This is a genomic window from Rhizobium sp. RU35A, assembly GCF_900156005.1.
Classification (GTDB): domain Bacteria; phylum Pseudomonadota; class Alphaproteobacteria; order Rhizobiales; family Rhizobiaceae; genus Neorhizobium; species Neorhizobium straminoryzae.
Genome location: NZ_FTMR01000005.1, coordinates 95,535 through 120,003 on the forward strand (window position 1 = coordinate 95,535; position 24,469 = coordinate 120,003).

Annotated in this window: 24 protein-coding genes; 15 read left to right on the forward strand and 9 right to left on the reverse strand. The window is 63.0% G+C overall.

Annotated elements, in window-relative coordinates:
- Entirely contained in the window at window positions 1–267 is a 267-nt protein-coding gene (locus F3H95_RS12800) for a hypothetical protein (RefSeq protein WP_143126101.1), read from the forward strand.
- 204 nt (window positions 268–471) lie between these two features.
- On the opposite strand, the gene F3H95_RS12805 is transcribed toward F3H95_RS12800, so the two are convergent.
- The gene (locus tag F3H95_RS12805) at window positions 472–1,773 is read right to left on the reverse strand and encodes an MFS transporter (RefSeq protein ID WP_149746288.1); all 1,302 of its coding nucleotides are present in this window, start codon (window positions 1,771–1,773) and stop codon (window positions 472–474) included.
- Window positions 1,774–2,028: 255 nt separating this feature from the next.
- On the opposite strand from F3H95_RS12805, the gene F3H95_RS12810 reads away from it, so the two are divergent.
- From F3H95_RS12810 to ftsZ, 4 genes are all read left to right on the forward strand, one after another.
- Window positions 2,029–2,955, forward strand: a complete 927-nt coding sequence (locus F3H95_RS12810; RefSeq protein ID WP_149746289.1) for a D-alanine--D-alanine ligase — start codon at window positions 2,029–2,031, stop codon at window positions 2,953–2,955.
- Window positions 2,952–3,872, forward strand: coding sequence for a cell division protein FtsQ/DivIB (locus F3H95_RS12815; RefSeq protein WP_244618014.1), 921 nt, complete (start codon window positions 2,952–2,954; stop codon window positions 3,870–3,872). The genes F3H95_RS12810 and F3H95_RS12815 overlap by 4 nt, the downstream gene beginning before the upstream one ends.
- Window positions 3,869–5,200 carry a cell division protein FtsA gene (gene ftsA / locus F3H95_RS12820; RefSeq protein ID WP_143126098.1) on the forward strand — a complete coding sequence of 444 codons (1,332 nt, stop codon included), beginning with the start codon at window positions 3,869–3,871 and terminating at the stop codon, window positions 5,198–5,200. The genes F3H95_RS12815 and ftsA overlap by 4 nt, the downstream gene beginning before the upstream one ends.
- A gap of 84 nt (window positions 5,201–5,284) precedes the next feature.
- Entirely contained in the window at window positions 5,285–7,096 is a 1,812-nt protein-coding gene (gene ftsZ, locus F3H95_RS12825; RefSeq protein ID WP_149746290.1) for a cell division protein FtsZ, read from the forward strand.
- A 124-nt stretch (window positions 7,097–7,220) separates the two neighbouring features.
- On the opposite strand, the gene F3H95_RS12830 is transcribed toward ftsZ, so the two are convergent.
- Window positions 7,221–7,646 carry a hypothetical protein gene (locus F3H95_RS12830; protein WP_149746291.1) on the reverse strand — a complete coding sequence of 142 codons (426 nt, stop codon included), beginning with the start codon at window positions 7,644–7,646 and terminating at the stop codon, window positions 7,221–7,223.
- Here F3H95_RS12830 and F3H95_RS12835 point away from each other — a divergent pair.
- The 4 genes from F3H95_RS12835 (at window position 7,645) to recN (ending at window position 11,893) form a co-directional block, all read left to right on the forward strand.
- On the forward strand, window positions 7,645–7,938 hold the full coding sequence (locus F3H95_RS12835; protein ID WP_149746292.1) for a hypothetical protein: 294 nt from the start codon (window positions 7,645–7,647) through the stop codon (window positions 7,936–7,938). The genes F3H95_RS12830 and F3H95_RS12835 overlap by 2 nt on opposite strands.
- A 261-nt stretch (window positions 7,939–8,199) precedes the next feature.
- Window positions 8,200–9,153 carry a UDP-3-O-acyl-N-acetylglucosamine deacetylase gene (lpxC, locus tag F3H95_RS12840; RefSeq protein WP_149746293.1) on the forward strand — a complete coding sequence of 318 codons (954 nt, stop codon included), beginning with the start codon at window positions 8,200–8,202 and terminating at the stop codon, window positions 9,151–9,153.
- Between the two features lie 188 nt (window positions 9,154–9,341).
- Complete coding sequence (locus F3H95_RS12845; protein WP_143126093.1) at window positions 9,342–10,208, forward strand: outer membrane protein assembly factor BamD; 867 nt, start codon at window positions 9,342–9,344, stop codon at window positions 10,206–10,208.
- 11 nt (window positions 10,209–10,219) lie between these two features.
- The gene (gene recN, locus F3H95_RS12850) at window positions 10,220–11,893 is read left to right on the forward strand and encodes a DNA repair protein RecN (RefSeq protein ID WP_149746294.1); all 1,674 of its coding nucleotides are present in this window, start codon (window positions 10,220–10,222) and stop codon (window positions 11,891–11,893) included.
- 107 nt (window positions 11,894–12,000) lie between these two features.
- On the opposite strand, the gene F3H95_RS12855 is transcribed toward recN, so the two are convergent.
- On the reverse strand, window positions 12,001–12,606 hold the full coding sequence (locus F3H95_RS12855; protein WP_149746295.1) for a cytochrome b: 606 nt from the start codon (window positions 12,604–12,606) through the stop codon (window positions 12,001–12,003).
- A gap of 217 nt (window positions 12,607–12,823) precedes the next feature.
- Between F3H95_RS12855 and ligA the strand changes: the two genes are divergently transcribed.
- Window positions 12,824–14,983, forward strand: coding sequence for an NAD-dependent DNA ligase LigA (gene ligA, locus F3H95_RS12860; RefSeq protein ID WP_149746296.1), 2,160 nt, complete (start codon window positions 12,824–12,826; stop codon window positions 14,981–14,983).
- Window positions 14,984–15,049: 66 nt separating this feature from the next.
- Here ligA and F3H95_RS12865 read toward each other — a convergent pair whose 3' ends face one another.
- Window positions 15,050–15,388, reverse strand: coding sequence for a DUF1491 family protein (locus F3H95_RS12865; protein ID WP_143126089.1), 339 nt, complete (start codon window positions 15,386–15,388; stop codon window positions 15,050–15,052).
- Between the two features lie 278 nt (window positions 15,389–15,666).
- Between F3H95_RS12865 and F3H95_RS12870 the strand changes: the two genes are divergently transcribed.
- On the forward strand, window positions 15,667–15,900 hold the full coding sequence (locus F3H95_RS12870) for a hypothetical protein (RefSeq protein ID WP_143126088.1): 234 nt from the start codon (window positions 15,667–15,669) through the stop codon (window positions 15,898–15,900).
- A 63-nt stretch (window positions 15,901–15,963) separates the two neighbouring features.
- On the opposite strand, the gene F3H95_RS12875 is transcribed toward F3H95_RS12870, so the two are convergent.
- Window positions 15,964–16,800 (reverse strand): peptidoglycan-binding domain-containing protein, encoded by an 837-nt coding sequence (locus F3H95_RS12875; protein ID WP_149746297.1) that lies wholly within the window; start codon window positions 16,798–16,800, stop codon window positions 15,964–15,966.
- A complete protein-coding gene (locus tag F3H95_RS12880; protein ID WP_185969873.1) occupies window positions 16,772–18,268 on the reverse strand; it encodes a HAMP domain-containing sensor histidine kinase in 1,497 nt (498 codons plus the stop codon). Before F3H95_RS12880 ends, F3H95_RS12875 begins: the two co-directional genes overlap by 29 nt.
- 487 nt (window positions 18,269–18,755) lie before the next feature.
- On the opposite strand from F3H95_RS12880, the gene F3H95_RS12885 reads away from it, so the two are divergent.
- Complete coding sequence (locus F3H95_RS12885; RefSeq protein WP_149746298.1) at window positions 18,756–19,217, forward strand: DUF5330 domain-containing protein; 462 nt, start codon at window positions 18,756–18,758, stop codon at window positions 19,215–19,217.
- Between the two features lie 163 nt (window positions 19,218–19,380).
- Here the strand turns inward: F3H95_RS12885 and F3H95_RS12890 are convergent, their stop codons facing one another.
- Window positions 19,381–19,914: a GNAT family N-acetyltransferase gene (locus F3H95_RS12890; RefSeq protein WP_149746299.1), complete on the reverse strand. Its 534-nt coding sequence runs from the start codon at window positions 19,912–19,914 to the stop codon at window positions 19,381–19,383.
- A 271-nt stretch (window positions 19,915–20,185) separates the two neighbouring features.
- Here F3H95_RS12890 and F3H95_RS12895 point away from each other — a divergent pair, with 271 nt between their 5' ends.
- Window positions 20,186–20,689 (forward strand): CreA family protein, encoded by a 504-nt coding sequence (locus tag F3H95_RS12895; protein WP_149746300.1) that lies wholly within the window; start codon window positions 20,186–20,188, stop codon window positions 20,687–20,689.
- Window positions 20,690–20,808: 119 nt separating this feature from the next.
- Here F3H95_RS12895 and F3H95_RS12900 read toward each other — a convergent pair whose 3' ends face one another.
- Window positions 20,809–21,273, reverse strand: a complete 465-nt coding sequence (locus F3H95_RS12900; protein ID WP_062554154.1) for a chemotaxis protein CheW — start codon at window positions 21,271–21,273, stop codon at window positions 20,809–20,811.
- A 2-nt stretch (window positions 21,274–21,275) separates the two neighbouring features.
- Window positions 21,276–23,240, reverse strand: coding sequence for a methyl-accepting chemotaxis protein (locus tag F3H95_RS12905; RefSeq protein WP_149746301.1), 1,965 nt, complete (start codon window positions 23,238–23,240; stop codon window positions 21,276–21,278).
- A 258-nt stretch (window positions 23,241–23,498) separates the two neighbouring features.
- Here F3H95_RS12905 and F3H95_RS27640 point away from each other — a divergent pair, with 258 nt between their 5' ends.
- Window positions 23,499–23,621 carry a hypothetical protein gene (locus F3H95_RS27640; protein ID WP_280177840.1) on the forward strand — a complete coding sequence of 41 codons (123 nt, stop codon included), beginning with the start codon at window positions 23,499–23,501 and terminating at the stop codon, window positions 23,619–23,621.
- Between the two features lie 139 nt (window positions 23,622–23,760).
- Window positions 23,761–24,360 (forward strand): SCO family protein, encoded by a 600-nt coding sequence (locus F3H95_RS12910; RefSeq protein WP_149746302.1) that lies wholly within the window; start codon window positions 23,761–23,763, stop codon window positions 24,358–24,360.
- The last annotated feature ends 109 nt before the right edge of the window (window positions 24,361–24,469 follow it).

Consider the following 24,469-nt stretch of genomic DNA (forward strand, 5'->3'; position numbering starts at 1 on the left):
ATGAGCGACGCCGACTTTCGTCTTCAGGAAGAGCGGCGTCGTGTTCTCGTCCAGAATGAGCGAAGAAAGCTGGCGGCCAATGCGCTCGACCGCCTTTCTACTGCCTCGGTTGGGGCTGGGCTCATTGCGCCGATGGCTTCCTTTTCGGGCAGTGTGTCGCTGGCCGGCCCCATAGCCGCCATCGTCGTGTCGACGATTGCTTGGCTTTCTGCAGCGTTGACATTACATTTCTTGGCACGGCAACAGCTGGGGAAGCTCCGCCTATGACGTTTGCGACGGCCTTCTATCTTTATATACTGCCGGGCGCGATCTGCGTGGTTGGGCTGGGCTGGATGCTGTTTGACCGTTGGCGGGAACGGCGGAGGACGCATCTTCATCCCGGGGAATGAATTCTGTTCAAGGTTTCCAACGAAAAAGCCCGCGAAGCCAGAGACTTCGCGGGCTTTTTTGTCATCCGGTCTTCGCCGTGGCTCAGACTTCTTCCTTGCCCGACAGCAGGATGCAAAGAAGCGTGATCACGGCGGAAAGGCCGAGATAATAGCCGACATAGGTCATGCCATAGGTCGTCTGCAGCCAGGTGGCGATGTAGGGGGCGAGCGATGCCCCGAAGATGCCGGCCAGGTTGAAGGTGATGGAGGAGCCGGTATAGCGCACGGCCGTCGGGAACGGCGCTGCGAGTGCCGTGCCGATCAGACCGTAGGTAACGCCCATCAGCGCCATGGATACGGCCGAGAAGATGAAGATCGCCGTCTCGCCACTCGTCATCAGGGTCGGCAGCAGGAAGGAGAACAGTCCGATCAGCACCGTGACGGCAATCAGCAGTTCGCGGCGCCCCACCCGGTCTGCCAGCTTGCCGGCGAGCGGAATGAACAGGCCGAACACCACCGAGCCCAGCAGCTGCACTTCGAGTGCATCGGTGAAGGGAATCTTCAGAACCTTCACATTGTAGGACAGCAGATAGGCCGAGCCGATGTAGAACAGCACGAAGGTGGCGAGCGCTACGAAGGTGCCGAGCAGCAGGCTGCGCTTGTGGTGACGGAACAGTTCGGCCACCGGTACCTCGACGCGCTCATGCTTGTCGATCGCCTTCTGGAAGGCCGGCGTCTCCGTGATCGACAGGCGAACCCAGAGGCCGACGGCAATCAGGAGAATGGAAGCGAGGAAAGGCACGCGCCAGCCCCAGCTCAGCAGCGCCTCCTGCGGCATGACGTGCAGCAGCAGCCAGAAGATGCCCGAGGACAGGAAGAGACCGACGGGCGCGCCGAGCTGCGGGAACATGCCATACCAGCTGCGCTTGCCGGGCGGGGCGTTTTCGGTGGCAAGCAGCACCGCGCCGCCCCATTCGCCGCCGAGACCGAAGCCCTGGCCGAAACGGCACAGCGCCAGAAGCAGCGGCGCGATAACGCCGATCTGTTCATAGGAGGGCAACAGGCCGATCACGACGGTGGAGATGCCCATGGTGAGCAGCGCGGCCACCAGCGTGGTCTTGCGGCCGACGCGGTCGCCGAAATGGCCGAACACCACGGCGCCGAAGGGGCGCGCGAAGAAGGCGATGGAGAAGGTGGCGAACGAGGCCAGCAGGGCGGTCATCGGGTCGCTGTTCGGAAAGAACAGCGTCGGGAACACCAGGACGGCCGCCGTCGCATAGACATAGAAGTCGAAGAATTCGATCGTCGTGCCGACAAGGCTCGCCGTCAGGACACGTGCAGGGGAGTTCAAAGCAGGTGTCAACGGCGCTGCTGCCGGCGACGCCTTTGGCATCGCATTTGTCATCATCATTTCCAATGAGGTTGAGCAGGAGCATTAAAAGGAAGGGTTTGCGCTGCCATAAAGCAGTTTTCCTGCGAATGAAACTTTTTTTGCGCATTTTTCTGACGCCATGCAGGGGGACCGCAAGCCCTGTGCCGCCACCCGCTGCCGCCTCGCGGGTTAACCAAAGTAAACGATTCATTAACTATGTTCAGGCTCTAATAAGGCTGCAGCGGGAATGATTCTCGGGCGATCACGGCAGCGTTCAGGGAGCGATTTATGGGTGGCAAGCATGTGGCGGTTCTGATGGGGGGATTGTCCTCCGAGCGCCCCGTGAGTCTGTCGTCCGGCAATGCCTGCGCAGCAGCGCTCGAGGCTGAAGGTTTCCGCGTGACCCGCATCGATGTCGGGAGTGATGTTGCGGCTGTTCTTGCCGATCTGCGTCCCGATGTGGCGTTCAATGCCCTGCACGGTCCGTTCGGCGAGGATGGGACCATTCAGGGCATTCTCGAATATCTTCAGATTCCCTATACGCATTCCGGCGTTCTGGCCTCGGCTCTTTCCATGGACAAGGCGCGTGCGAAGATTGTCGCTGCTGCCGCCGGGGTTCCCGTCGCAGCCGGTCTGGTGCTGGATCGCCACGAGATCGGTTCCGCGCATCCGATGGAGCCGCCTTACGTCGTCAAGCCGGTCTGTGAAGGGTCGTCTTTCGGTGTCGTGATCGTGCGCGAGGGGCAGTCGCATCCGCCTCAGGTGCTGGGCTCGTCCGATTGGCGTTATGGCGATCGCGTCCTGGTGGAGCGCTATGTGGCTGGTCGCGAACTGACCTGCGGCGTCATGGGTGACACGGTGCTGGGGGTTACCGAAGTGGTGCCGCTCTCTGGTGCCTTTTACGATTATGATGCGAAATATGCCGCCGGCGGTTCGTGTCACGTCATCCCGGCGGAAATTTCACCAAATATTTACCAAAACGTACAAACACTCGCTCTCAAGGCGCATCAGGCGATGGGATGTCGCGGTGTGAGTCGGTCCGACTTCCGCTTCAACGAACAATCGGCCGGGGATGGTGAGCTTGTCTGGCTGGAGGTGAATACCCAGCCCGGCATGACGCCAACCTCGCTGGTGCCCGAAATGGCCGCTCATGCCGGCCTTTCCTTTGGTGATCTCGTCCGCTGGATGGTGGAGGACGCATCGTGTTCGCGCTGAGAGACAAGAAAGCCCCGGTATCTCGCGGGCGCCCGTCGCAGTACCCGGTCGCCGATGACCGGATGGTGCTGCCGCGCCCGCTGCGTCGCGTCGTTCGTTTCTGTGTCAGCCTTGCGACGGGCCGCATTCATATTCCGCGCCACACCGGAACGGCGTCCGTTTTTCTGATGTTCGGCGCGGTCGGCTTTTACGGCATGTCTGTGGGTGGCCACACGCAGGATGTGGCGCAGGCCACGACGTCCGCCGCCGGTTTTGCCATCGAAAAGGTCATGGTCTCCGGCAATGTCCAGACCTCCGAGATCGACATCCTGCAGATGCTGGGTCTCGATGGCGCGACGTCGCTTCTGTCGCTCGATGTGGAGGGCGCCCGTCGTCGTCTCGGTGAGCTTCCCTGGGTGGAATATGCGGAGGTCCGCAAGATCTATCCGAAGACGATCGAGGTGACGCTGCGCGAGCGGCGCGCCTTCGGCATCTGGCAGCATGGCTCCGAACTCTCTCTGATCGAGAAGGATGGCAGCGTGATTGCGCCGCTGAGAGACAACAAGTTTGCGTCGCTCCCGCTGTTCGTTGGCCGCGATGCCGAAACGGCTGCTGCGGACTTCGAACAGGAAATGGCGAAATGGCCGGACCTGAAGCATCGCGTCCGCGCCTATGTGCGGGTTGCCAGCCGCCGTTGGGATCTCCATCTCGACAATGGCGTGGTGGTGAGCCTGCCGGAGACGGACGTGCAGCAGGCGCTGACGCTGCTGGCAAAGTTTCAGGCCTCCCAGGGCCTGCTGGAGCGCGATGTCGCCGCAGTCGACCTGCGCTTGCCCGACCGTACCACGGTCCGCTTGACGGAAGGGGCTGCCGAGCGCCGTGCCGCCGCCGTCGCCGCGCGCACCAAGGCGCTGCTGAAGACGGGGGGTGACACGTGAGCCTGTTCGGTTCTGCCGGTTTCGGCCTGCCCCGTCTGAAGCCCCTTTCGTCGAAGCGTTCGCACGTCGTGTCGGTGCTCGACATCGGTTCGAGCAAGGTTGTCTGCATGATCGGCCGTCTGACGCCGCGTGCGGAAAGTCAGATCTTGCCGAATCGCACGCATAGCGTTGAAATCATCGGTATCGGTCACCAGCGGTCGCGCGGCGTGAAGTCTGGCGTGATTGCTGATCTGGATGCGGTCGAGAGCGTCGTACGTCTCGCCGTCGATGCTGCCGAGCGTATGGCGGGGCTGACGGTCGACAGTCTTATCGTCAATGTCTCTGCTGGACGAATCACCAGCGATGTCTATACGGCGACGATCGATCTTGGCGGCCAGGAAGTGGAAGCCTCCGACCTGCGCAAGGTTCTGGCCGCAGCCAGCCACCAGTCGCTGCGTCAGGAGCGTGCCGTGCTGCATTCGCTGCCGACGGGCTTTTCTCTGGACGGCGAGCGCGGCATTCGCGATCCGCTCGGCATGTTCGGCGATCTTCTCGGGGTCGACATGCATGTGGTGGCTGCCGAGCGTGCGGCGCTGAAGAACCTGGAGCTGTGCGTCAACCGCGCGCATCTGTCGGTCGAAGGCATTGTGGCAACGCCCTATGCCAGCGGTCTGGCGGCTCTGGTGGACGATGAAGTGGAACTCGGCTGTGCGGCCATCGACATGGGCGGCGGCACCACCACGATCTCGGTCTTTGCCGAGGGCAAGCTTGTGCATACCGATGCGATCGGCATTGGTGGCCATCACGTGACAACGGACCTCGCACGCGGGCTGTCCACCCGCATCGAGGATGCCGAACGTCTGAAGGTGGTGCATGGCTCCGCCATCAGTACCGGTGCGGACGAGCGCGACATGATTGCCGTGCCGCCGATCGGCGAGGATGACCGCGACCTGCCGACGCAGGTGCCGCGATCCCTGGTGACCCGGATCGTGCGGGCCCGCCTGGAAGAAACGCTGGAGCTCATTCGCGACCGCATCCAGAAGTCGGGCTTCAGCCCGATCGTCGGCAAGCGTGTCGTGTTGACGGGCGGTGCGAGCCAGCTGACGGGCCTGCCGGAAACGGCACGCCGGATCTTGGCCCGCAATGTGCGGATCGGCCGCCCGATGGGGGTTTCGGGCCTGCCGGCCGCAGCCAAGGGCCCGGCCTTTTCTACCGCGGTCGGCCTGCTGATCTATCCGCAGGTGGCGGACATGGAAACACATGCCGGGCAGGGCGGGCTTCTGGCTTCGCTAGGCAATGGCAACAGCCGCATCGCCCGCATGGGGCAGTGGCTCAAGGAAAGTTTCTGACGCTTGAGGACAGGCGAGAGCGTCAGCCCAGTTGAAAGAATCGGCCCGCTTGGCGAGGCGGCCAGAGAAAGAAGGAACGGTTACATGCCCATCAATCTGCAAAAGCCGGATATCACCGAGCTGAAGCCTCGGATCACCGTCTTCGGCGTTGGCGGCGGCGGCGGCAACGCCGTCAACAACATGATCACCGCGGGCCTGGAAGGCGTCGATTTCGTCGTCGCCAATACCGATGCCCAGGCACTGACCATGTCCAAGGCCGAGCGCATCATCCAGATGGGTGTGCAGGTAACCGAAGGCCTCGGCGCAGGCTCGCAGCCGGAAGTCGGCCGCGCGGCCGCCGAGGAATGCCTGGATGAAATCATCGACCATCTCAGCAGCACCCATATGTGCTTCGTCACCGCCGGCATGGGCGGCGGCACGGGCACGGGGGCGGCACCGGTCGTGGCCCAGGCCGCCCGCAACAAGGGTATCCTGACCGTCGGCGTCGTCACCAAGCCGTTCCACTTCGAAGGTCAGCGCCGCATGCGCCTGGCGGAAATGGGTATCCAGGAACTGCAGAAGTCGGTCGATACGCTGATCGTCATCCCGAACCAGAACCTGTTCCGCATTGCCAACGACAAGACCACCTTTGCCGATGCCTTCGCAATGGCCGACCAGGTGCTCTACTCCGGCGTTGCCTGCATCACCGACCTGATGGTGAAGGAAGGTCTCATCAACCTCGACTTCGCCGACGTTCGCTCCGTGATGCGCGAAATGGGCCGCGCCATGATGGGCACCGGCGAAGCTTCCGGCCAGGGCCGCGCCATGCAGGCCGCCGAAGCCGCGATTGCCAACCCGCTGCTCGATGAAACCTCGATGAAGGGTGCGCAGGGCCTCCTGATCTCCATCACCGGCGGTCGTGACCTCACCCTGTTCGAAGTCGACGAAGCGGCCACCCGCATCCGCGAGGAAGTCGATCCGGACGCCAACATCATCCTCGGCGCGACCTTCGACGAAGCCCTGGAAGGCGTGATCCGCGTGTCCGTCGTTGCCACCGGCATCGACCGCGCCATGACCGAAAACGACCTGCGTGCCGCTGAAATGCGCGCTGCGCAGAAGCCGATTATCCGTCCCTCCGCGGCCGTTGCTTCGGCACCGGCCGCAGCCCAGCCTGCAATGGCGCAGGCACCCCGTTCCGTCCCGGTTGACCCGGTTGCCGAAACGATCCGTCAGGCGGAAGCCCAGATGGAACGCGAACTGTCGATCTCCAGCCTGCAGCCCTCGGCTCCGGCCCCGCAGCCTGTTCATCACCAGCCGGCACCGGTTGCCGCTCAGGATGAATTCCGCCCGCAGAGCCGCCTGTTTCAGTCGGCCGAGCCGGTCATGAACCGTCCCGTCCAGGCGCCGGCTCCGGCCCCTGTCCAGCAGGCGGCTCCGGTCTATGCCGCCCAGCCGCAGCCCGCACCGATGATGGCACAGCCGCAGCCGATGCAGATGCCTGCGGCTCCCCGTATGGCGCCGCAGCCGATGGAACAGGCCGCGCCCGTCATTCGCACCGCGCCCGAGCAGGTTCGCATGCCGCGCGTCGAGGATTTCCCGCCGGTCGTGAAGGCCGAGATGGAACACCGCAGCCAGCCGGTTCAGCCTGCCGGCGAAGAGCGTGGCCCGATGGGCCTCCTCAAGCGGATCACCAACTCGCTCGGCCGCCGCGAAGACGACGAAGCCAATGTCGGTGAAATGACGTCGGCGCCGGCGGCATCCTCGCAGCAGCGTCGTCCGCTGTCGCCGGAGGCAAGCCTCTATGCGCCGCGCCGCGGCAACCTCGATGACCATGGTCGCGCCGCTCCGTCCTCGCGCGCGCATCATGAAGACGATCAGCTGGAAATTCCGGCTTTCCTGCGCCGTCAGTCCACCTGACGGCCAGAGGCCCGGTGAAGAACCGGGCCACATCTCTCCGCCTCGCAAGCCTGAGAAGAAAATGCCCGGACCGCTTCGGCGTTCCGGGCATTTTCTGTTGAAGCAAGGCGGTTGAAAGGACCGCTCAGTGGGTGAGGCGGATATCGGTGACCTGGGTTCCCTTGGGGCTCCAGCTGACGGAGACCACATCGCCGAAGCTGTCGGGAAAGATGAAGGTCTGCAGATCCGGCATGTTGCCGCGCACGGTCACGGCATAGGCAGTCGTGCTCCCGGAGGGGAGCTTGCCGACGAACATGATGGACTGCGTCGTTCGATCCGGATTGCGGATCTTCAGCGACCTGACCCGGAATGTCTGCTGCGACTGCAGCGCGACATTGAAGTTCAGCGACTCGCTGCCCGGAAAGGCGAGGGTGCGTTTGCTCTGCTGGTCGCGTGCGGCAAAGATGCATTTCTGGCCGTCATCGCAAGGACGCAGCCCGATGCGTGCAGACAGGATGTAGCCGTCCTCGCCATAAGCGGGGGTCGAGGTACCCACATCGAGTCCAGACATGGTTAACAGACTGTCATGGCCGCTGCCGGCACAGTCGTCCCGCCCGCTGACGGCGGGCTGCTGTGATGACATTGCGACGTCGGTGATGCGCAGGCCGCAGGGGCTCGCCGCCACGGCCGGTGAAGTCAAGGAGAGACCGGAAATTGCGAATGTTATGTATATCGCAGATGAAATACATGCTGCCATCTGCGGCTTTGGCCTGAAACGACGCCATGGCGCCTTGTTTGCTGTCGGCATGAGCGTCTCCTCCGTGTTTTTCGTTGTTTTTTACGCTTTTTTGCACAGTATTTAAAGTGTGACGCCATCGTCAAGCCACAGTCTGACGTGCAGCCCGATCCCTGTTCACACTTTCTGTATGCCTTGCGAAAAACTCCGTGAAATCAAACGGGTGACTTCGTAACAGAGCGAAAGAAACAGTGATTTGGAATGGGCGCGCGGTCGCCGTATGTACATAATCGAGAAAGATCGGTTCATCCGTCCAGGCGGATTTAAGAAACCGGAAAGAAACTGCATCACCGGCTTCCGGGCGTGCGGCATGACAAAGGCAAGACACATGACCATCGGACTTCTGGGCTTTCAGACGACAATCGCCGCTCCCGTGACGCTTTCGGGAATCGGCGTTCACTCGGGAAGCCCGGTTTCGATCACGTTCCAGCCTGCAGAAGCAGGTACCGGGATCGTCTTCAGCCGTCAGTTCGCCGATGGCGCTACGGCCGAATATCGCGCTGTTTCCTCGAATGTCGGCAATACCGATCTCTGCACCGTGCTCGGCACCTCGCTCAGCCGTTCCGTTGCTACCATCGAACATGTCATGGCGGCGCTCTATGCGCTTGGTCTCGACAACCTGGTGGTGGAAGTGGACGGCGCGGAAATGCCGATCATGGACGGTTCCTCGATCGCCTTCATCGAAGCCATCGAGCAGGCCGGCATCGTCAATCTCGGTGAAAAGCGTCGCTACATCCGCGTGCTGAAGCCGGTGCGCATCGATTCGGGCGCTTCCTGGTCTGAGTTTCGGCCCCATGATGGCACGCGCTTCGAAGTCGAGATCGATTTTGCCTCGCCGCTGATCGGCCGCCAGTCCTGGCAGGGCGAACTGACAGCGCAGGTGTTTCGTGACGAGCTGGCGCGCGCGCGGACCTTTGGCTTCATGCGCGATGTGGAGCGCCTGTGGGCGGCCGGTTTCGCACTTGGCTCCTCGCTCGAAAATTCCGTGGTGATTTCCGACGACGATACGGTCGTCAATGTCGAGGGCCTGCGTTATGCGGACGAGTTCGTCCGCCACAAGACGCTCGATGCCGTCGGCGATCTGGCTCTCGCCGGTGCGCAGTTCATTGGCTGCTACCGTTCCTATCGCGGCGGCCACAAGATGAACGCCAACGCGCTGAAGGCGTTGCTCAGCGACCGCTCTGCCTATGAGATCGTGGAGGCGCCGATGCGTAGCCAGCGGGTGCGTGCCCGCGAGTTTGTCGCCGTCAGCACCGCAGAATTTGCACCCTGGGCCGGCTGAGAAGCTCCGGGCAGGTTGAGGGCTTGGCCGTCTCCTTCGAGGCGGCCTTTCTTTTTGCAAACAGGCCCTTCCTGCCGCCATAAATTTGCGTCAAAGCGCCATCATTGCGTTGCTCTGCCGCTTCCTTTATGGCTACAAGGCCTCTCGGGCGGACGATGTAACATCGCGTGACAATCGGGAACTGTCGAATGACTGAGACGAAGTCTGTTGGAATAAGGAACACGGCGCGCATTGCTGCGGTGTCCCTGCTTTTGGTCGGTACCAGTGTCCTGGTCACCGCTTGCCAGTCAGACCCGGACATCGACATCACCAAGCTTGGCCTGAACGTGGATCCGCCGGAGCAGCTCTACAACCAGGGCCTGGCGAACATGAAGGCGGGCAATCTGGCCGAAGCCAGCCGCAAGTTCGACGCGATCGACAAGCAGAATCCGTTCACCGACTGGGCGCGCAAGGCGCTGGTGATGAGCACTTTCACCAAGTATCGTCTGGCGCGCTACGACGATGCGGTTACCACCGGCAACCGCTACATGAAGCAATATCCGCAGTCGGAAGATTCGGCCTACGTGCAGTATCTGGTGGGCCTGTCCTACTCCAAGCAGATCGTCGACGTGACACAGGACCAGAAGATGGCCCGCAGCACGATCGACGCCATGCAGAAGGTCGTCAACAACTATCCGAAGTCGGAATATGTCGAGGATGCGCAGGCGAAGATCCGCTTTGCGCGTGACCAGTTGGCCGGCAAGGAAATGCAGATCGGCCGCTATTATCTCGAGCGCAAGGAATATCTGGCAGCGATCGCCCGCTTCCGCAACGTGGTGGAAAACTACGGCAATACCAACCAGGTCGAGGAGGCTCTCGCGCGTCTGGTCGAGTCCTATTATGCCATGGGCGTGACGGAAGAGGCGCAGACGGCGGCCGCTGTGCTGGGGCACAACTATCCGGACAGCCAGTGGTATACCGACTCCTTCAAACTGCTGAAGGGCGGCGGCCTGGAGCCGCGTGAGAACCGCGGTTCGTGGATTTCGCGCGCCGGAGCCAAGTTGATCGGCGCCTGAACGGGAAGACCATGCTTATCCAGTTGTCGATCCGTGATATCGTCCTGATCGAGCGGCTGGACCTCGGCTTTGAAAGCGGTCTGTCCGTGCTGACGGGCGAGACGGGGGCCGGTAAATCCATTCTGCTCGACAGCCTGTCGCTGGCGCTCGGTGGCCGTGGCGACGGCGGCCTCGTGCGCCATGGCCTGGACAAGGGCCAGGTGACGGCAGTGTTCGATATCGCAGCGAATCATCCCGCGCGTCTTCTTCTGCGCGAGAATGGGCTGGATGACGAGGGTGACCTGATCTTTCGTCGTGTGCAGTCGGCTGATGGACGCACCAAGGCCTCCATCAATGACCAGCCGGTAAGCGTGCAGCTGATGCGCCAGATTGGCCAGATGCTGGTGGAAATTCACGGCCAGCATGATGACCGCGCACTCGTCGACATCAACGCCCATCGCACGCTGCTGGATGCCTTTGCCGGGCTGACCGAGATGGTGGGCGAGGTATCCGTCCTCTATCGCACGTGGCGGGAGGCGGAGCGGGCCCTGAAGACGCATCGCGCCCGTGTTGAAGCCGCAGCCCGCGAGGCCGATTATCTGCGCGCCTCCGTCGAGGAATTGCGGGCGCTGAGCCCCCGCGACGGCGAGGAGGACGAGCTTGCCGAGCATCGCGCCCGGATGCAGAAATCCGAACGTATCGCCGGTGACATTGCCGAGGCTTCCGAGTTCCTGAACGGCAACGGTTCGCCCGTGCCGCTTATCGCCTCGCTGGTGCGCCGGCTCGAGCGCAAGAGCCATGAGGCCCCGGGTCTTCTGGAAGAAACGGTGCAACTGCTCGATTCGGCGCTCGACAATCTGTCCAATGCGCAGATGGAGGTGGAGGCCGCTCTTCGCCGCACCGAATTCGATCCGCGCGAGCTGGAGCGTGTCGAGGAGCGCCTCTTTGCTCTGCGCGCCGCCAGCCGCAAATATTCCGTGGCGGTGGCCGATCTTCCGGCGCTGGCGGAAAAGATGGTGGCCGATCTCGCCGATCTCGATGCGGGCGAGGAGCGGTTGGGTCAGCTGGAAAAGACGGCCGAAGCGGCACATGCTGCCTTTGACCGGGCCGCGCGGTCGCTGTCTGCCGAGCGACACAAGGCTGCCACGGGACTGGCTGACGCCGTCATGGCCGAACTGCCGGCGCTGAAGCTGGAGCGTGCCCGCTTCATGGTCAATGTCACCGCCGATCCGGACAATGCGGCGGCGGAAGGCATCGATACCGTCGAATTCCACGTGCAGACCAATCCCGGCACGCGGCCCGGGCCGATCATGAAGGTGGCCTCCGGGGGTGAGCTTTCCCGCTTCCTGCTGGCGCTGAAGGTGGCGCTTGCCGACCGAGGCTCTGCGCCGACGCTCGTTTTCGATGAGATCGACACCGGCGTTGGCGGTGCGGTGGCCGATGCCATCGGCCAGCGGCTGAAGCGGCTGTCGGACAAGGTGCAGGTTCTCTCCGTCACCCATGCGCCGCAGGTGGCGGCGCGGGCGGCGACCCATCTCCTGATTTCCAAGGGGCCTGCCAGCGACGGTTCGGACAAGATCGCCACCCGCGTTGCCACCATGTCGCCGGATCATCGGGCCGAGGAGATCGCCCGCATGCTGTCGGGCGCCTCCGTCACGGATGAGGCACGCGCCGCCGCAGCGCGCCTGCTGGCCGGCAACGGCTGACCCGGCACGGGCTTGCGCCTGTTTGGCCCGGCAATGCGTGGTGCCGGATCGCCGGGGCCCGCCCGGTCGCAACCAGACGGGCCGTTGTTACCTTGGCATCGCAGACCTCATTTCGCGGAGAAAGCATCGGCGCGGCGCCCTGCCATGCGATGTAGCACGTCATCCTTCCAGATGTAGCGGTGGACGATCACCATGCCCACATGGCCGGCGACCAAAGCGAGCAGTGTCCAGGCCAGCAGGCCATGGGCGGCATGGCCGGCATCGACCATCCATTGCACCTTTTCAGGCGCACCCGGCAGCACCGGCAGACCGAAGACGGCCACGCCACGGCCCGAGCCATAGGCGCGCAGCAGTGCCAGCAGCGGCACGATGAGCATCAGCGCGTAGAGCCCGAGATGGCCAAGGCGCGCGGCAAGCGCCACGAAGCCTGTTCCGTGCGGCGGGCGGCGGGCCAGATTTGAGATGCCCCAGAGCGCGCGCAGAATCGCAAGCGCCATCAGGATGGTGCCGACCGAGGCATGCGTGCCGGTGAAAACGCCAACCAGCGGGGTTCGGCCGAGCACGAGCTTTAAGGTCATTCCGACAAATTGCCAGGCAAACAGCAGCGCCATGCCCCAGTGCAGCACGCGGGTGACGGTGCCATAGGTGAGGTCATTGTCGACAAGAGCGGAGGAGGGGGTGAGGGAGGCGGTGTCGCGCAGGGAGTGCGCCATGGGAAAACTCCGGGAGAAGAGTTCATGAGAGGAATTGTGCACTGCACTCGTTAGCGCCGCGCTTTCCCGGCTGTCCACACACGCCACGACACATTGTCGTCATTGCCGGTCGGACGACCGCAACGATGTGGATGATGCCTTGCCGCGCGCCTTTCCCGTTTTGCCAAGGACCGCTTTCGTCTAAAACCCCCTGACGCCTGCGGATGGAGAAGAACCCATGGTCGATCATCGCACATCTGTCGAATCGCTCGGCGAAGACGAGGCGCGGGCGGAGCTTGCCTGGCTTGCCGCCGAGATTGCCCGCCACGACCTTCTCTACCATCAGGGCGATCAGCCGGAGATTTCCGACGCGGATTACGATGCGCTGAAGCGCCGCAACGACGCCATCGAGGCCCGCTTCCCGCAGCTCGTGCGCGAAGACAGCCCGTCGCAGCGCGTCGGCGCGGCCCCGGCTTCGGCCTTCGCCCAGATCACGCATTCCCGGCCGATGCTCTCGCTCGACAACACGTTTTCCGACGAGGACGTTCAGGATTTCGTCGGCTCCGTCTATCGATTCCTCGGGCGCCTGCCGGACGATTCGATTGCCTTCACCGCCGAACCGAAGATCGACGGTCTCTCGATGTCGATCCGCTACGAGAACGGCCGCATGGTGAGCGCCGCCACCCGCGGCGATGGCACGACGGGCGAAAACGTCACCGCCAATATCCGCACCATCGGAGAAATCCCGCAGCAACTGCCGGCCGGCGTTCCGGCGGTGGTGGAGGTGCGCGGCGAGGTCTACATGGCCAAGAGCGATTTTCTGGCGCTGAATGCCCAGATGGAGGCGGAGGGCAAGCAGACCTATGTCAACCCGCGTAACACGGCCGCCGGTTCGCTGCGTCAGCTCGACCCGAAGGTGACGGCAAGCCGCAAGCTGCGCTTCTTCGCCTATGCCTGGGGCGAGATGTCGGAAATGCCGGCCGACACCCAGCTGGGCATGGTCGAAACCTTTACGCGCTGGGGTTTTCCGGTCAATCCGCTGATGAAGCGGCTGTCTTCGGTGGCGGACATTCTCGCACATTACCGTGAGATCGGCCTGAAACGTCCTGATCTCGATTATGATATCGATGGCGTCGTCTACAAGGTGGATGAGCTGGCGCTGCAGGAGCGGCTCGGTTTCCGCTCACGCTCGCCGCGTTGGGCGACCGCCCACAAGTTCCCGGCCGAGCAGGCTTTTACGACGGTGGAGAATATCGACATCCAGGTGGGGCGCACCGGCGCGCTGACGCCCGTCGCGCGCCTGACGCCGGTCACCGTCGGCGGCGTGGTGGTGACGAATGCCACCCTGCACAACGAGGATTACATCAGGGGCATCGGCAATTCCGGGGACCGCATCCGTCCGGAAGAGCATGACATCCGCATTGGCGACACGGTGATCGTCCAGCGCGCCGGCGATGTCATTCCGCAGGTGCTGGATGTGGTGCTGGAGAAGCGGCCGGCGGATGCCGTGGCTTACGAATTTCCGAAGAAGTGCCCGGTCTGCGGCAGCCATGCGGTGCGCGAGCGCAACGAGAAGACGGGCCGCCTCGATTCGGTCACCCGCTGCACCGGCGGCTTCGTCTGCCGTGCCCAGGCGGTGGAGCATCTGAAACATTTCGTCTCCCGCAACGCCTATGACATCGAGGGGCTGGGCTCGAAGCAGATCGACTTCTTCTTCGAGGCAGAGGACCCCGCCCTGCAGATCCGCACCGCGCCGGACATTTTCACGCTGAAGAAGCGTCAGGAGGCGTCCCCGCTCACCAAGCTTGAAAACATCGATGGTTTCGGCAAGGTCAGCGTGAAGAAGCTGTTCGATGCGATCGACAATCGCCGCGATATTGCGCTCAACCGTTTCATCTTTGCGCTCGGCATCCGCCATGTGGGGGAGACCACGGCGAAGCTTCTGGCGCGCGCCTATGGCACTTATGCAGCCTTTGAAAGCGCCATGCAGCAGTCCGCTTCCTTCTCCGGCGACGCCTGGGAGGAGTTGAATGCCATCGAGGGTATCGGCGAGGTGATGGCGCGCGCCATCGTCGAATTCTTCAAGGAGCCGCGCAATATCGAGGTGATCTCTCGCCTGCTTGAGGAGGTGACGCCGCAAGCCATGGAACAGGTGGTGGCGACCGGCAGCCCGGTGGCCGGCAAGACCGTCGTCTTCACCGGCTCGCTGGAAAAGTTCACGCGTGACGAGGCCAAGGCGCGCGCCGAAAGCCTGGGAGCCAAGGTGGCCGGGTCGGTGTCGAAGAAGACTGATATTCTCGTGGCCGGGCCGGGCGCCGGCTCAAAGCTCGACAAGGCCCGTGAACTCGGCATCCAGACGCTGGACGAAGACGAGTGGCTGGCACTGATCGGCGGATGATGGTTCGGCTGCGACCCTGATCCGGGGCCGATGGCCTGCCATCCGGCGGATCGCGGGCGCGGTCGGTCAGTCGGCGTTCACCACGCCAAAAAGCCCTTCGATCGTCTCCGTGTCCAGTTCGATCAGCCAGAGGTCGCTGTCGAACCGGCGTTCGCGTGCGATGAGCGTGTCCACGTCCGGGGCCTCCACCCGCTGAAGGCGGCGTTCGAAGCGACGCTCCCCGTCGTCGTCGGCGAGCATCTGCGGTGCCGGACCATAGAGGTCTTCCGTGCCGTCCCGGAACCGGTGGCGGATGAAGATGGCGCCGGCCTGTTCGGCGCCGCGCTGTTCCACCGCCGCAAAGCCGCCGGCTGAAAACACCCGCCTGAGCAGGGCGGACACGAAGATATCGGATCGGAGACGCATGCTGCCCTCGCTGTCATGGACCGGAATTTGTGAGCCTTCTGCGCCAACGTCACCGGCAATACAAGCCAGCGACCGGCGATTGGCGCATCGACGCGCTTGATACGCGCACGGGCATCGCATGCGCTTCATGGGCGGAAGTCGGGACAGTCATGCGGCGGTCTTCAGCATATCTTATCGATTGCGCTGCAGCATCCTTGTGGCTTTCGCGCAAGCTTGAGCCTCTATCAGCATCATCGTGAGCGGCAGAAGCGACCGCCCGGTCATGCACAGGAGGGGAAATGGCGAAATACAAATACCAGCAGCATCTGGTTTCGTCCAATGTGCCGGCCTTCGACAAGGAGTGGCAGCCCGGACAGGTGCCGCTCAATTCCGGCATCTACCGCTGCAAGACCTGCGGCGACGAGGTGGCGGTCGGCAAGGGACAGGCGCTGCCGCGCGATCATCACACCCATCCCGTTCTAGGGCCGGTGTCCTGGATGATGCTCGTCTTTGCCCAGGAACATCCGAAGTGAGGCTCTGTTGCCGCGCCGCTTCGCTTTGACGGAGGTGGTTCGCAGCGTGCCGGGTGAAAAAAACTAGAGTGCTCCGATCGATTTCAGCTTGTCCAGAACCGCCTGTGACGGTTCGCCGGTGACCGGCAAGCGGTAATGCTTCTGGAAATGCCGGATGGCGGCCTTTGTCGTGTCGCCGACCACGCCATCAACGGTCACGTCACGATAGGCGATGTTCTGCAGTCCGCGCTGGATCTCGAGCACACGCTGTACTTCCGCGCTGGCGGAAACCGGAACCGGCTTCAGGGGATCCTGCACGACCTGCTTGGCGCGTGAAACCGAAGCGATATCGGCAGGCGGTCGTGGTGGCGGGGCAACCGGGGCCTGCAGGTCGCTGGCGGCGCGAATGGCAGCTGCTACCGGATCCTCCGCCTGCGCCTTCAGCAAAGGCCGCGGCTGCGGAACGACGTGGGGAATGACGGCCGGCGTCGAATCGCCTGCGACCGGTGTGGCGCCCGTCTGCCCGACCACCTGCTGAACCGCAGCCACCGGCGTCGCGATGGGTCGTGCCGGAGTTTCTGTGGCGGCAGCCGCCTGATCCGGCTGTTCCGGCGCGCGGGCAATGTGGAAGGTCGTCACATCCCCCTGTGCGGGGAAGCGATTGGGGCGATAGCCGGCGATCGCCTCCATGTCGCCGGGATCCCGGGTCGCGAGAAACGGCGAGGGGTGGCTGCGCGGCTGGTACCAAAGCGCATTGCCGGCAACGAAGGAGAACACGACGCAAAGGCCGAGCGTGCCGAAGACGGTGCGGGGATAGCGGGCGATCTGGCTGCCGGCTGCCGAAAAGACCTGGACCACAAGGCTCGGCCTGCGAGCCGAAGCCTTTCTGCGGTCAGGCGATTTTCGCTTTCGCGCCGTCATGCGCCAATCCCTGTCTACTCGTTACGGACCCCATGGCAAGATGGGCCAGGCGCGGCGGGAATTCAAGCGGTTCGCTGGCGTCCGGCGTAAGCGCTTCCGCCTCCTGTCCCGCAGCCGGCAGGGTTACCGTTACCACGGTTCCCTCGCCAAGGCGACTTTCGATCTGGAACTGTCCACCGTGCAGGGCCACGAGGCCCTTGACCAGCGCAAGACCAAGGCCGGTGCCTTCGTAGGCACGGTTATAGGCATCGTCTACCTGCATGAAGGGCTGGCCGACCAGCGACAGCTTGTCGGCGGCAATGCCGATGCCGGTATCGCTGACGATAAGTGTGACACCGCTCTCGGCTGCCACCGCATCAATGGTCACGACACCGCCGGCCGGCGTGAACTTGATGGCATTGCAGGCAAGGTTGATCAGGATCTGCTGCACGGCCCGGCGGTCGGCGTTGAGGTCGGCAAGCCCGCGGGTCACACGGGTCGTCAGCGTCACGCCTTTGTTGCGGGCCTGGAGATCCAGCATGGCGCGGCAGGCCTCCACTGCATCGCCGATGCGGAAGGGTTCGGTGACCAGCGCATAGCGCCCGGCTTCCAGCCGGCTCATGTCCAGCATGGTGTTGACGACGGAAAGAAGATGTGCGCCGGACTGGCGGATCAGGCCGACATATTCCTTCTGCCGCTCGCTCTCCAGACGCCCGAAATATTCGCCGGCCAGCACGTCGGAGAAGCCGAGGATGGCGTTCAGCGGCGTGCGCAGCTCATGGCTTACAGCGGCAAGGAAACGGGATTTCGCCTCGTTGGCAGCGCGCACTTCGGCAGCGCAGGCCTCCACCTCGTCGCGCAGGCACTGTTCCTGCGTGATGTCGCGGATCTGCACAAACACCTGGCGCAGCTCGCCGCTCTGATCGGCGACCGCACTGAGTTCGACGCGGACGCCAAGGAACTGGCGGCCGCCCTGCACGGTAAACCCCTGCTCGATGCGCAGATCGACGCTGGCGCTCGCTGCACCCTGGCGCAGCGCGTCCAGCGCCTGCAGCACGGCGATCCGATCGGAGACGTGGGCAATTTCCGCCAGCGCCAGTCCCTCGCGGTCGCGCAGGGAAGACGGCAGCAGGTCGCGCTCGCGGCCACCGGTCCGCTGGATCATCCCCTGCGGATCGCAGAGCAGCACCAGGCCGGGGCAGGCATCAAAGGCGAGATCGGCGCTGTTGCATTCAACCGTGTCCGTGCGGCCAGTCCGCGACAGCGTGACGGCGGCGGCGGAGACAGAAAGCAGGCAGACGAGCACCAGGGAAACGCCGAGCGGCAGGGCAATCGCCGGGCTGGCGATCATCGACAGGACGGACGGTACCAGCACGAGAGCGGTGAGCGCACCCAGCATCAGCAGACGCAGGGCCGTCCTGTCAGTGGCATGTGCCACCTCCCGGTCACCCAGCTGCTGCAGCCAGCGGCCGCCCAGGTGATCCAGCACCTGAATGGCTCTGCTGCCAATGGAATGGAATACGCGCACGCCTGTACCTTACCGCGAACTCTTGATGGCCCGACCATAGGCGGCAGTGGCTTAAGGAAAGGATAAAAATCACGCGGCTGGAGGGTGCCGCACGGCGCAATTTGCCGTTTTAGATGTTTCGCTTTGAGGCATCTATCGTTGTGGTTAACGTGCCGTAAGCGCGAGAACAGGCCTTATTTTAGCAAAAATGTTAGGTTTTGATGCAGGTGGCCTGAAAGTTTCGCTTTGTTTTCCCGGGGAGGCGCGGTAATGAAGGTTAACGTCATCCGTTAAAAAGCGAACGGAACGGGTATGGAACCTTCCGCCGGGGATGATCGTTAGAATGCGATTTAAATTCGAGAAGAAGTTGAGCAGTTGCTGTAATAGCGCGTTTTTCCAGTGCCTCTAGGCTCGGTGTTGTGCCTCGGACAAGGGTCTGAGGAAGTGCCGGTCAGGCGGGTGAAAGCAGATGTGGTTTCTGATCAAGGGTAGCGTTTTCTTTGCGATGGGTCTGGTCGTGCTGTCCTATTTCAGCACGAACCCGAATCCCGTGACTGCCGGAGAAAAAACGTTCCAGGTTTCGGATGCCATCAACGCGGCAACGGAAGCTTATTCCTATCTCAGCGCGATCTGTGTCGAAAAGCCGGATGTCTGTCAGAAGGGTAGCGAAACGCTGACGGCACTTGGCTTCCGCGCCAAGGAAGGGGCCCGCGTCGCCTTCCAGTTCCTCGACAGCCAGCTTTCCGCGGACAAGGCACCCGATCAGGTCGCGAAATCTGTCGAGTCGACCGGTGCGCCCACCGTGGTCGACGTGCCGCGCGGCGCGCGTCAGCCCCTGCCGCAGCGGGTCGCCAACAACCAGACGTTCCGCGGCGACGATTTCATCTCCACCGGCTCGGTGCCGGTGCCGCTCGCCCGTCCCATCCACTAGATTTCCGGCAAGAGTGAATAACGACACCCGTACGCATCGCGTAACGATGTGTCTGTGTTGATAGCGAAGACAGCGCGACAGGATGAAGGCCTGCCGCAGGCTGATTGATGCGGGGTGGGGTTCTGTGAGGCTGGCGGGGCTGTCCGGCGGCTCCCGCTGGTGTTCAGCGTCTCACCCGCGCCATGGTGTGGGCATCGACGAAGGCGCCGTCGCGAAAGGCAAAATCCTGAAGCGTGCCTTCCACCGCAAATCCGAAGCGTCCGTAGAGCGCGACAGCCGGCGCGTTGTCGGTGTAGACGGTGAGTTCCAGCCGCCGGAGATTCAGCCAGTTGTCGGCGATGGAAACGATTTCGCCGAGCAGCGCGCGGCCGATGCCGCGCCCCGTAAAGCGATCATGCACCCCCATGCCAATGCTGCCGGCATGCGCGCGCCGGCTGGCAAAACGCGTCAGGCCGATATCGCCGACAATCTGCTCGCCAAGAACGGCCACCAGCGCCGTGACGGCGGCGTGCTGCCCTTCGATGCCTTTGCGGATGTCGTCGGCGCTGTGATAGGGCGTGCGCAGCGTACCGAAGCGGTATCCGGGAAGGTTGTGCAGCGCGGCAATGCCCTCCGCATCGACGGGCGTGCGGGCGCGGATGATCAGGCCCTCAGGCCATCGCGCATCGGAAGCGATCGGAAAACGGTCTTGCGTCATGTCATCTGTCCTTCGGAGAAGCCGAGGCAGAGAAGACTGTCGCCAACCCTGCCGTCCTGGCAGGGTTGCGGGGGAATGATCAGGCCATATGCCGACGGTCCACGCACCCTGCCGGGCGAAGGGTGTGGGTCATCACAAGCTGGGTGGCGCGATTGATCATGGAGGGGACACTGTCTTTTCTTTTGCAGCAGGTCAAGGTCTGCCCCGTGCAGCTTGCAATCATGCGGGGCGTGCCTATCTGCTGATCACGATTGCCCGACTGGAGCCCGCCATGCACCCGATTGCCCGCCTTGCAGCCATCCTTGCCGCATTTATTGCTTTATCTGGGTCTGGTCTCGTTTCTGCCCGCGCCGAAGTGGTCGGCAAGGTCGGCGTGGACTGGATGGGCAATGACATCATCATCGACGCACTGACCGATCCCAAGGTCAGCGGGGTGACCTGCCACGTGACCTATTTCGATCGCGGCATGCTGGACCGGTTGAAGAACGGCAACTGGTTCGAGGATCCCTCCAACAATTCCATCGCCTGCCGCCAGACGGGGCCGATCGAGATTGGCAATATCGATCTGTCGAAAGATGGCGAGGAAGTGTTCAAGCAGGGCATGTCGCTGATCTGGAAGAAGCTCGTGGTCAACCGGATCTATGACAAGGCCAACAACACCCTGATCTATCTCGTGCATTCGCGCCAGCTGACCGATGGTTCTGCCAAGATGGCGATCTCCACCGTGCCGCTGTTCAACCAGCCCGTGGTGTGGAAGGGCGGAGCGCCGAAGTAATCGCCACGGGGAGGTCTGGGAGGGCTTGGCGCCTGCAACGGCGAAAGCCCCGGCGGGAAACCGGGGCAGCGCCATCCAGCAATCAGCGCAATCACGTCGTCTCTGTCGGGTTACCCGGTTCAGGCAGCCTGTGCGAGTTCGTCCGCGATGACGGTATCGAGGTTCAGGAAGCAGACCATGGTCTTTTCGAGCGCCACGATGCCGCGGCAGAAGGCGCGCTGGGCTTCCGGAATGATTTCCGGTGCCGGCTGCAGGTCTTCCGACTTGATGGTCATCATGTCCGACACCTGTTCCACCAGGAGGCCGACCAGCTTGCCGGCGATGTCGGTGACGATAATGGCGGCACGTTCCGACGGCTCGGTCATCTTCATGCCGAGACGGCAGGCCATATCGATAACCGGGATCACCGCGCCGCGCAGGTTGATGAGGCCGAGCACGTAAGGCGGCGTATGCGGCATCGGCGTCACCGGAGCCCAGCCGCGGATTTCGCGAATGGCCATGATGTCGATGCAGAATTCCTGATCGCCGAGGTGGAAGGATACGATTTCGAGATAGGCGCCGGACTGTTTGATGGCATTGCTCATGGTCAAAACTCTTCCCATTTTTCTTTGGTGGCCGTCGCAAGCGACCTTGCGGCGGGGCTGCTGCTGGAGATGGCGCTCGCAACCTTGTTCATCAGGCTGCGGGCGGGAGAGGGGCGGGCCTGGGCCGGCGTGCTGGAGGCATCCACGGCGCGGGGCCGGGCGCTGGTATCCATGCTGAACTGGGCCATCAGGCGGGTCAGGGTATCGGCGTCGCTGGCAAGCGTATGGCTGGAGGCGTTGGTTTCCTCCACCATCGCCGCGTTCTGCTGCGTCGTCTGGTCCATCTGGCCGATGGCGGAATTGATTTCCGACAGGCCAATGAACTGTTCGCGCGCGGAGGTGACGATGGCGCCGACGTCATCATTGATCTTGAGCACGTCGTCGCCGATGCGGTGCAATGCATCACCGGTGGCCTTCACCAGTTCGACACCGGTCTGAACCTCGGCGCTGGAGCGGGTCACGAGCGACTTGATGTCCTTGGCAGCGCCGGCGGCGCGTCCTGCAAGTTCACGCACTTCCTGCGCCACGACGGCAAAACCCTTGCCGGCCTCGCCGGCGCGGGCAGCCTCGACACCTGCATTCAGCGCCAGCAGGTTCGTCTGGAAGGCGATTTCCTCGACCACGTTGATGATCTTGCCGATTTCGCCTGTTGCATCCTCGATGCGTTCCATGGCGGCCATGGCATCAGTCACCACATGAGAGGAGGATTCGGCGAAATCCTTCGCCTGACTGACGAGGTGGCTGGCGCCTTCCGCACGTTCTGTCGCGGTTCGCACCGTACGGGTGATCTGTTCGAGTGCTGCGGAGGTTTGCTCGAGCGATGCGGCCTGCTGTTCCGTGCGCTTGGCCAGATCGTCGGCGGCCGAGCGCATCTGCTGGGCGTTGGCCTGGATGGAGCTGGAGCTGCCGGCGATCTCCGCCATGATCAGGCGCAGCTTGGCGGTCAGCCTGTTGAAGTCTGCACGCACCGGTTCGAGATCCGCGCGGAACGGGCGCTCGATGGTGACGTTGAGGTCGCCCTCGGAGAGACGGGTCAACGCCGAGGCCAGTGCCTGGGTGGCGGTGCGGACGGCTTCCGTGTCGGCGCGCTCTTCCGCTTCGCGCACGGCGTTTTCGGCCGCAATGCGCTGACGCTCCTCGGCGGTCTGCTGCTCAAGCCGGATCTTTTCGAGCGCTGCCTGGCGGAATACTTCCGTTGCGCGGGCCATCTCGCCCAGTTCATCCATGCCATCGGTGCCCGGCACCGGCGTCTGGCAGTCGCCGGCGACGATGCGGGCCATGCTGTCCTTGACGTTGCGCACCCCGCGCTGGATGGCGCCGCCGTGGATGACCTGCAGCAGGCCTACGATCGCCATGGCGATTGCGCCACAGATCAGCTGGATCCACAGCGCCTGGCGCGACAGGGCCTGCATCTCGGCGATCTGCTGGTTGGCGAGATCCGTGCCAAAGGCAGAAAGCTGTTCCAGCACCTTGCCGATCGCATCGCCCGCACCGTCGATCGCATCGTCGATCGCATCAAATTCCTCGTCGGAGCCGCGCGTTTCCACCAGGCGCCGCAGATCGGTCTGGATGGCGCGTGATGCGGTCTCCACCTTTGCCTCGAAACCGGAGGCAAGTTCGGGATGAGCCACGATCTTTGCCAGACTGCTGACGGTCGCGGCACCGCTTTTGAGCTTCTGGCTCGTCTCGGCCATCAGCGCCAGGCGTTCTGGCGTGACCTTTCCGTCGTGGCGGTCAACGATGGTGTCCATTGCGGCCAGGATCATTTCCAGGCTCGCGGATTTCAGGTCGTTGAGCTCGTTGCTCTGTTTCCAGATTGCGGCTGCGTCCTGCAGGCCGTCCTCGACCTGCTGCTGCTGATACCAGCCGACGCCGAGAATCGTGCCCATGCCGACAAACGCCGTGATGCCAAGCGTCATGAGCCGGTGGCTCACGGATAGAGTTTTCTTGCCGGCTATGGTGGTCATGTGGCTCTCGGGATCCCTATTGAGAACGTGCTACCGATGTCGTGAATGTGTTGTGGCAGGTCGTGGCCGCTTCCCTGGATGGTTCTTGGGAATGGCGCGTTCATGCGCCGGCAGCTCTCTGCGACTCTCCCGCAAACTGTCTCAGACAGGTGTTGAACATTCGTTAATCCTGATATGCCGCCAATTCGGCTGGGCAGGCTTCCAGTCTTGAACTATAAGGTTGCCATGAGGTTACCCCAGACCCCCGCAAACTTGCCCTTGGCTTTGGCGATCAGCCTCGCGCTGCTGCTGGCGACGGGCTTTGCCGCCTATGGCTGGTTGCGGCATGGTCTGTCGATCTTTCTCGCCATGTCCGACAGCCTTGCCGCCTGGTGCATGTAACCCTCCGGGCCATGCCGGGCGCCGTGTCGTACCGGGACAAAACACCGCGCCCCTTTGCCTCCCACACATTCTTGTCTTGCCGCATCTGTGATGCGAGCCTACGGAAAGGGGCAAGTTCTGAAGCCGGGAGTCGTGTCGCATGAAGACGATCAGAATCGTGCTGTGGATCGCCGTTGCCCTGATGGCCGGCGTGCTGGGCTGGCTGACGCTGGAAATGACGCGTTCCACCAAGGAGATCGCCGAGGGGCCTTTCGGGGTACCCTTCCAACTGGTGTCGCAGACTGGCGCGCCGATTACCGAAAAGGCCTTCCAGGAGCGTCCGACGGCGTTGTTCTTCGGTTTTACCCATTGCCCGGAAGTCTGCCCCACCACGCTCTTTGAAATGAACGGCTGGCTGCATCAGGTGGACCCTGACGGCACCAAGCTCAATGCCTATTTCGTCACCGTCGATCCGGAAAGGGACGCGCCGGATACACTGAAGCAGTACATCACCAATGTGACGGATCGCGTCGTCGGCATTTCCGGCCCGGTCGACAAGGTGGGCGAGATGGTGAAGGGCTTTCGCGTCTATGCCCGCAAGGTGCCCGTCGATGAGAAGGATCCCAATGGCGACTACACCATGGATCACACAGCCTCCGTCTTCCTGCTGAACCATGGCGGCCGATTTGCCGGTACCATCGCCTATGGCGAGAATCCGGAAACGGCGGTGAAGAAGCTGGAAAACCTGCTGAAGGGCTGACAAGCCTTTGCGGGTCCTGCGCTGCTTCTTGAAGCGGGCTGCGGTTTTGTGGCATTGCTGCCCCTCATTTCGACATGCCGCACGCCATGAAGCCGTAGAAAGAGCCAGA

Bases quoted from the DNA above. Each gene is read 5' to 3' on its own strand.
- ligA (WP_149746296.1), top strand. From the start codon at position 12,824: ATGGTCGATCATCGCACATCTGTCGAATCGCTCGGCGAAGACGAGGCG.
- F3H95_RS12875 (WP_149746297.1), bottom strand. From the start codon at position 16,800: ATGACGGCGCGAAAGCGAAAATCGCCTGACCGCAGAAAGGCTTCGGCT.
- F3H95_RS12810 (WP_149746289.1), top strand. From the start codon at position 2,029: ATGGGTGGCAAGCATGTGGCGGTTCTGATGGGGGGATTGTCCTCCGAG.
- F3H95_RS12885 (WP_149746298.1), top strand. From the start codon at position 18,756: ATGTGGTTTCTGATCAAGGGTAGCGTTTTCTTTGCGATGGGTCTGGTC.
- F3H95_RS12900 (WP_062554154.1), bottom strand. From the start codon at position 21,273: ATGAGCAATGCCATCAAACAGTCCGGCGCCTATCTCGAAATCGTATCC.
- F3H95_RS12835 (WP_149746292.1), top strand. From the start codon at position 7,645: ATGGTTAACAGACTGTCATGGCCGCTGCCGGCACAGTCGTCCCGCCCG.
- F3H95_RS12870 (WP_143126088.1), top strand. From the start codon at position 15,667: ATGGCGAAATACAAATACCAGCAGCATCTGGTTTCGTCCAATGTGCCG.
- lpxC (WP_149746293.1), top strand. From the start codon at position 8,200: ATGACCATCGGACTTCTGGGCTTTCAGACGACAATCGCCGCTCCCGTG.
- F3H95_RS12905 (WP_149746301.1), bottom strand. From the start codon at position 23,240: ATGACCACCATAGCCGGCAAGAAAACTCTATCCGTGAGCCACCGGCTC.
- F3H95_RS12845 (WP_143126093.1), top strand. From the start codon at position 9,342: ATGACTGAGACGAAGTCTGTTGGAATAAGGAACACGGCGCGCATTGCT.
- F3H95_RS12830 (WP_149746291.1), bottom strand. From the start codon at position 7,646: ATGTCTGGACTCGATGTGGGTACCTCGACCCCCGCTTATGGCGAGGAC.
- F3H95_RS12800 (WP_143126101.1), top strand. From the start codon at position 1: ATGAGCGACGCCGACTTTCGTCTTCAGGAAGAGCGGCGTCGTGTTCTC.
- F3H95_RS12890 (WP_149746299.1), bottom strand. From the start codon at position 19,914: ATGACGCAAGACCGTTTTCCGATCGCTTCCGATGCGCGATGGCCTGAG.
- ftsZ (WP_149746290.1), top strand. From the start codon at position 5,285: ATGCCCATCAATCTGCAAAAGCCGGATATCACCGAGCTGAAGCCTCGG.
- F3H95_RS12910 (WP_149746302.1), top strand. From the start codon at position 23,761: ATGAAGACGATCAGAATCGTGCTGTGGATCGCCGTTGCCCTGATGGCC.
- F3H95_RS12805 (WP_149746288.1), bottom strand. From the start codon at position 1,773: ATGACAAATGCGATGCCAAAGGCGTCGCCGGCAGCAGCGCCGTTGACA.
- F3H95_RS12855 (WP_149746295.1), bottom strand. From the start codon at position 12,606: ATGGCGCACTCCCTGCGCGACACCGCCTCCCTCACCCCCTCCTCCGCT.
- recN (WP_149746294.1), top strand. From the start codon at position 10,220: ATGCTTATCCAGTTGTCGATCCGTGATATCGTCCTGATCGAGCGGCTG.
- F3H95_RS12895 (WP_149746300.1), top strand. From the start codon at position 20,186: ATGCACCCGATTGCCCGCCTTGCAGCCATCCTTGCCGCATTTATTGCT.
- F3H95_RS12865 (WP_143126089.1), bottom strand. From the start codon at position 15,388: ATGCGTCTCCGATCCGATATCTTCGTGTCCGCCCTGCTCAGGCGGGTG.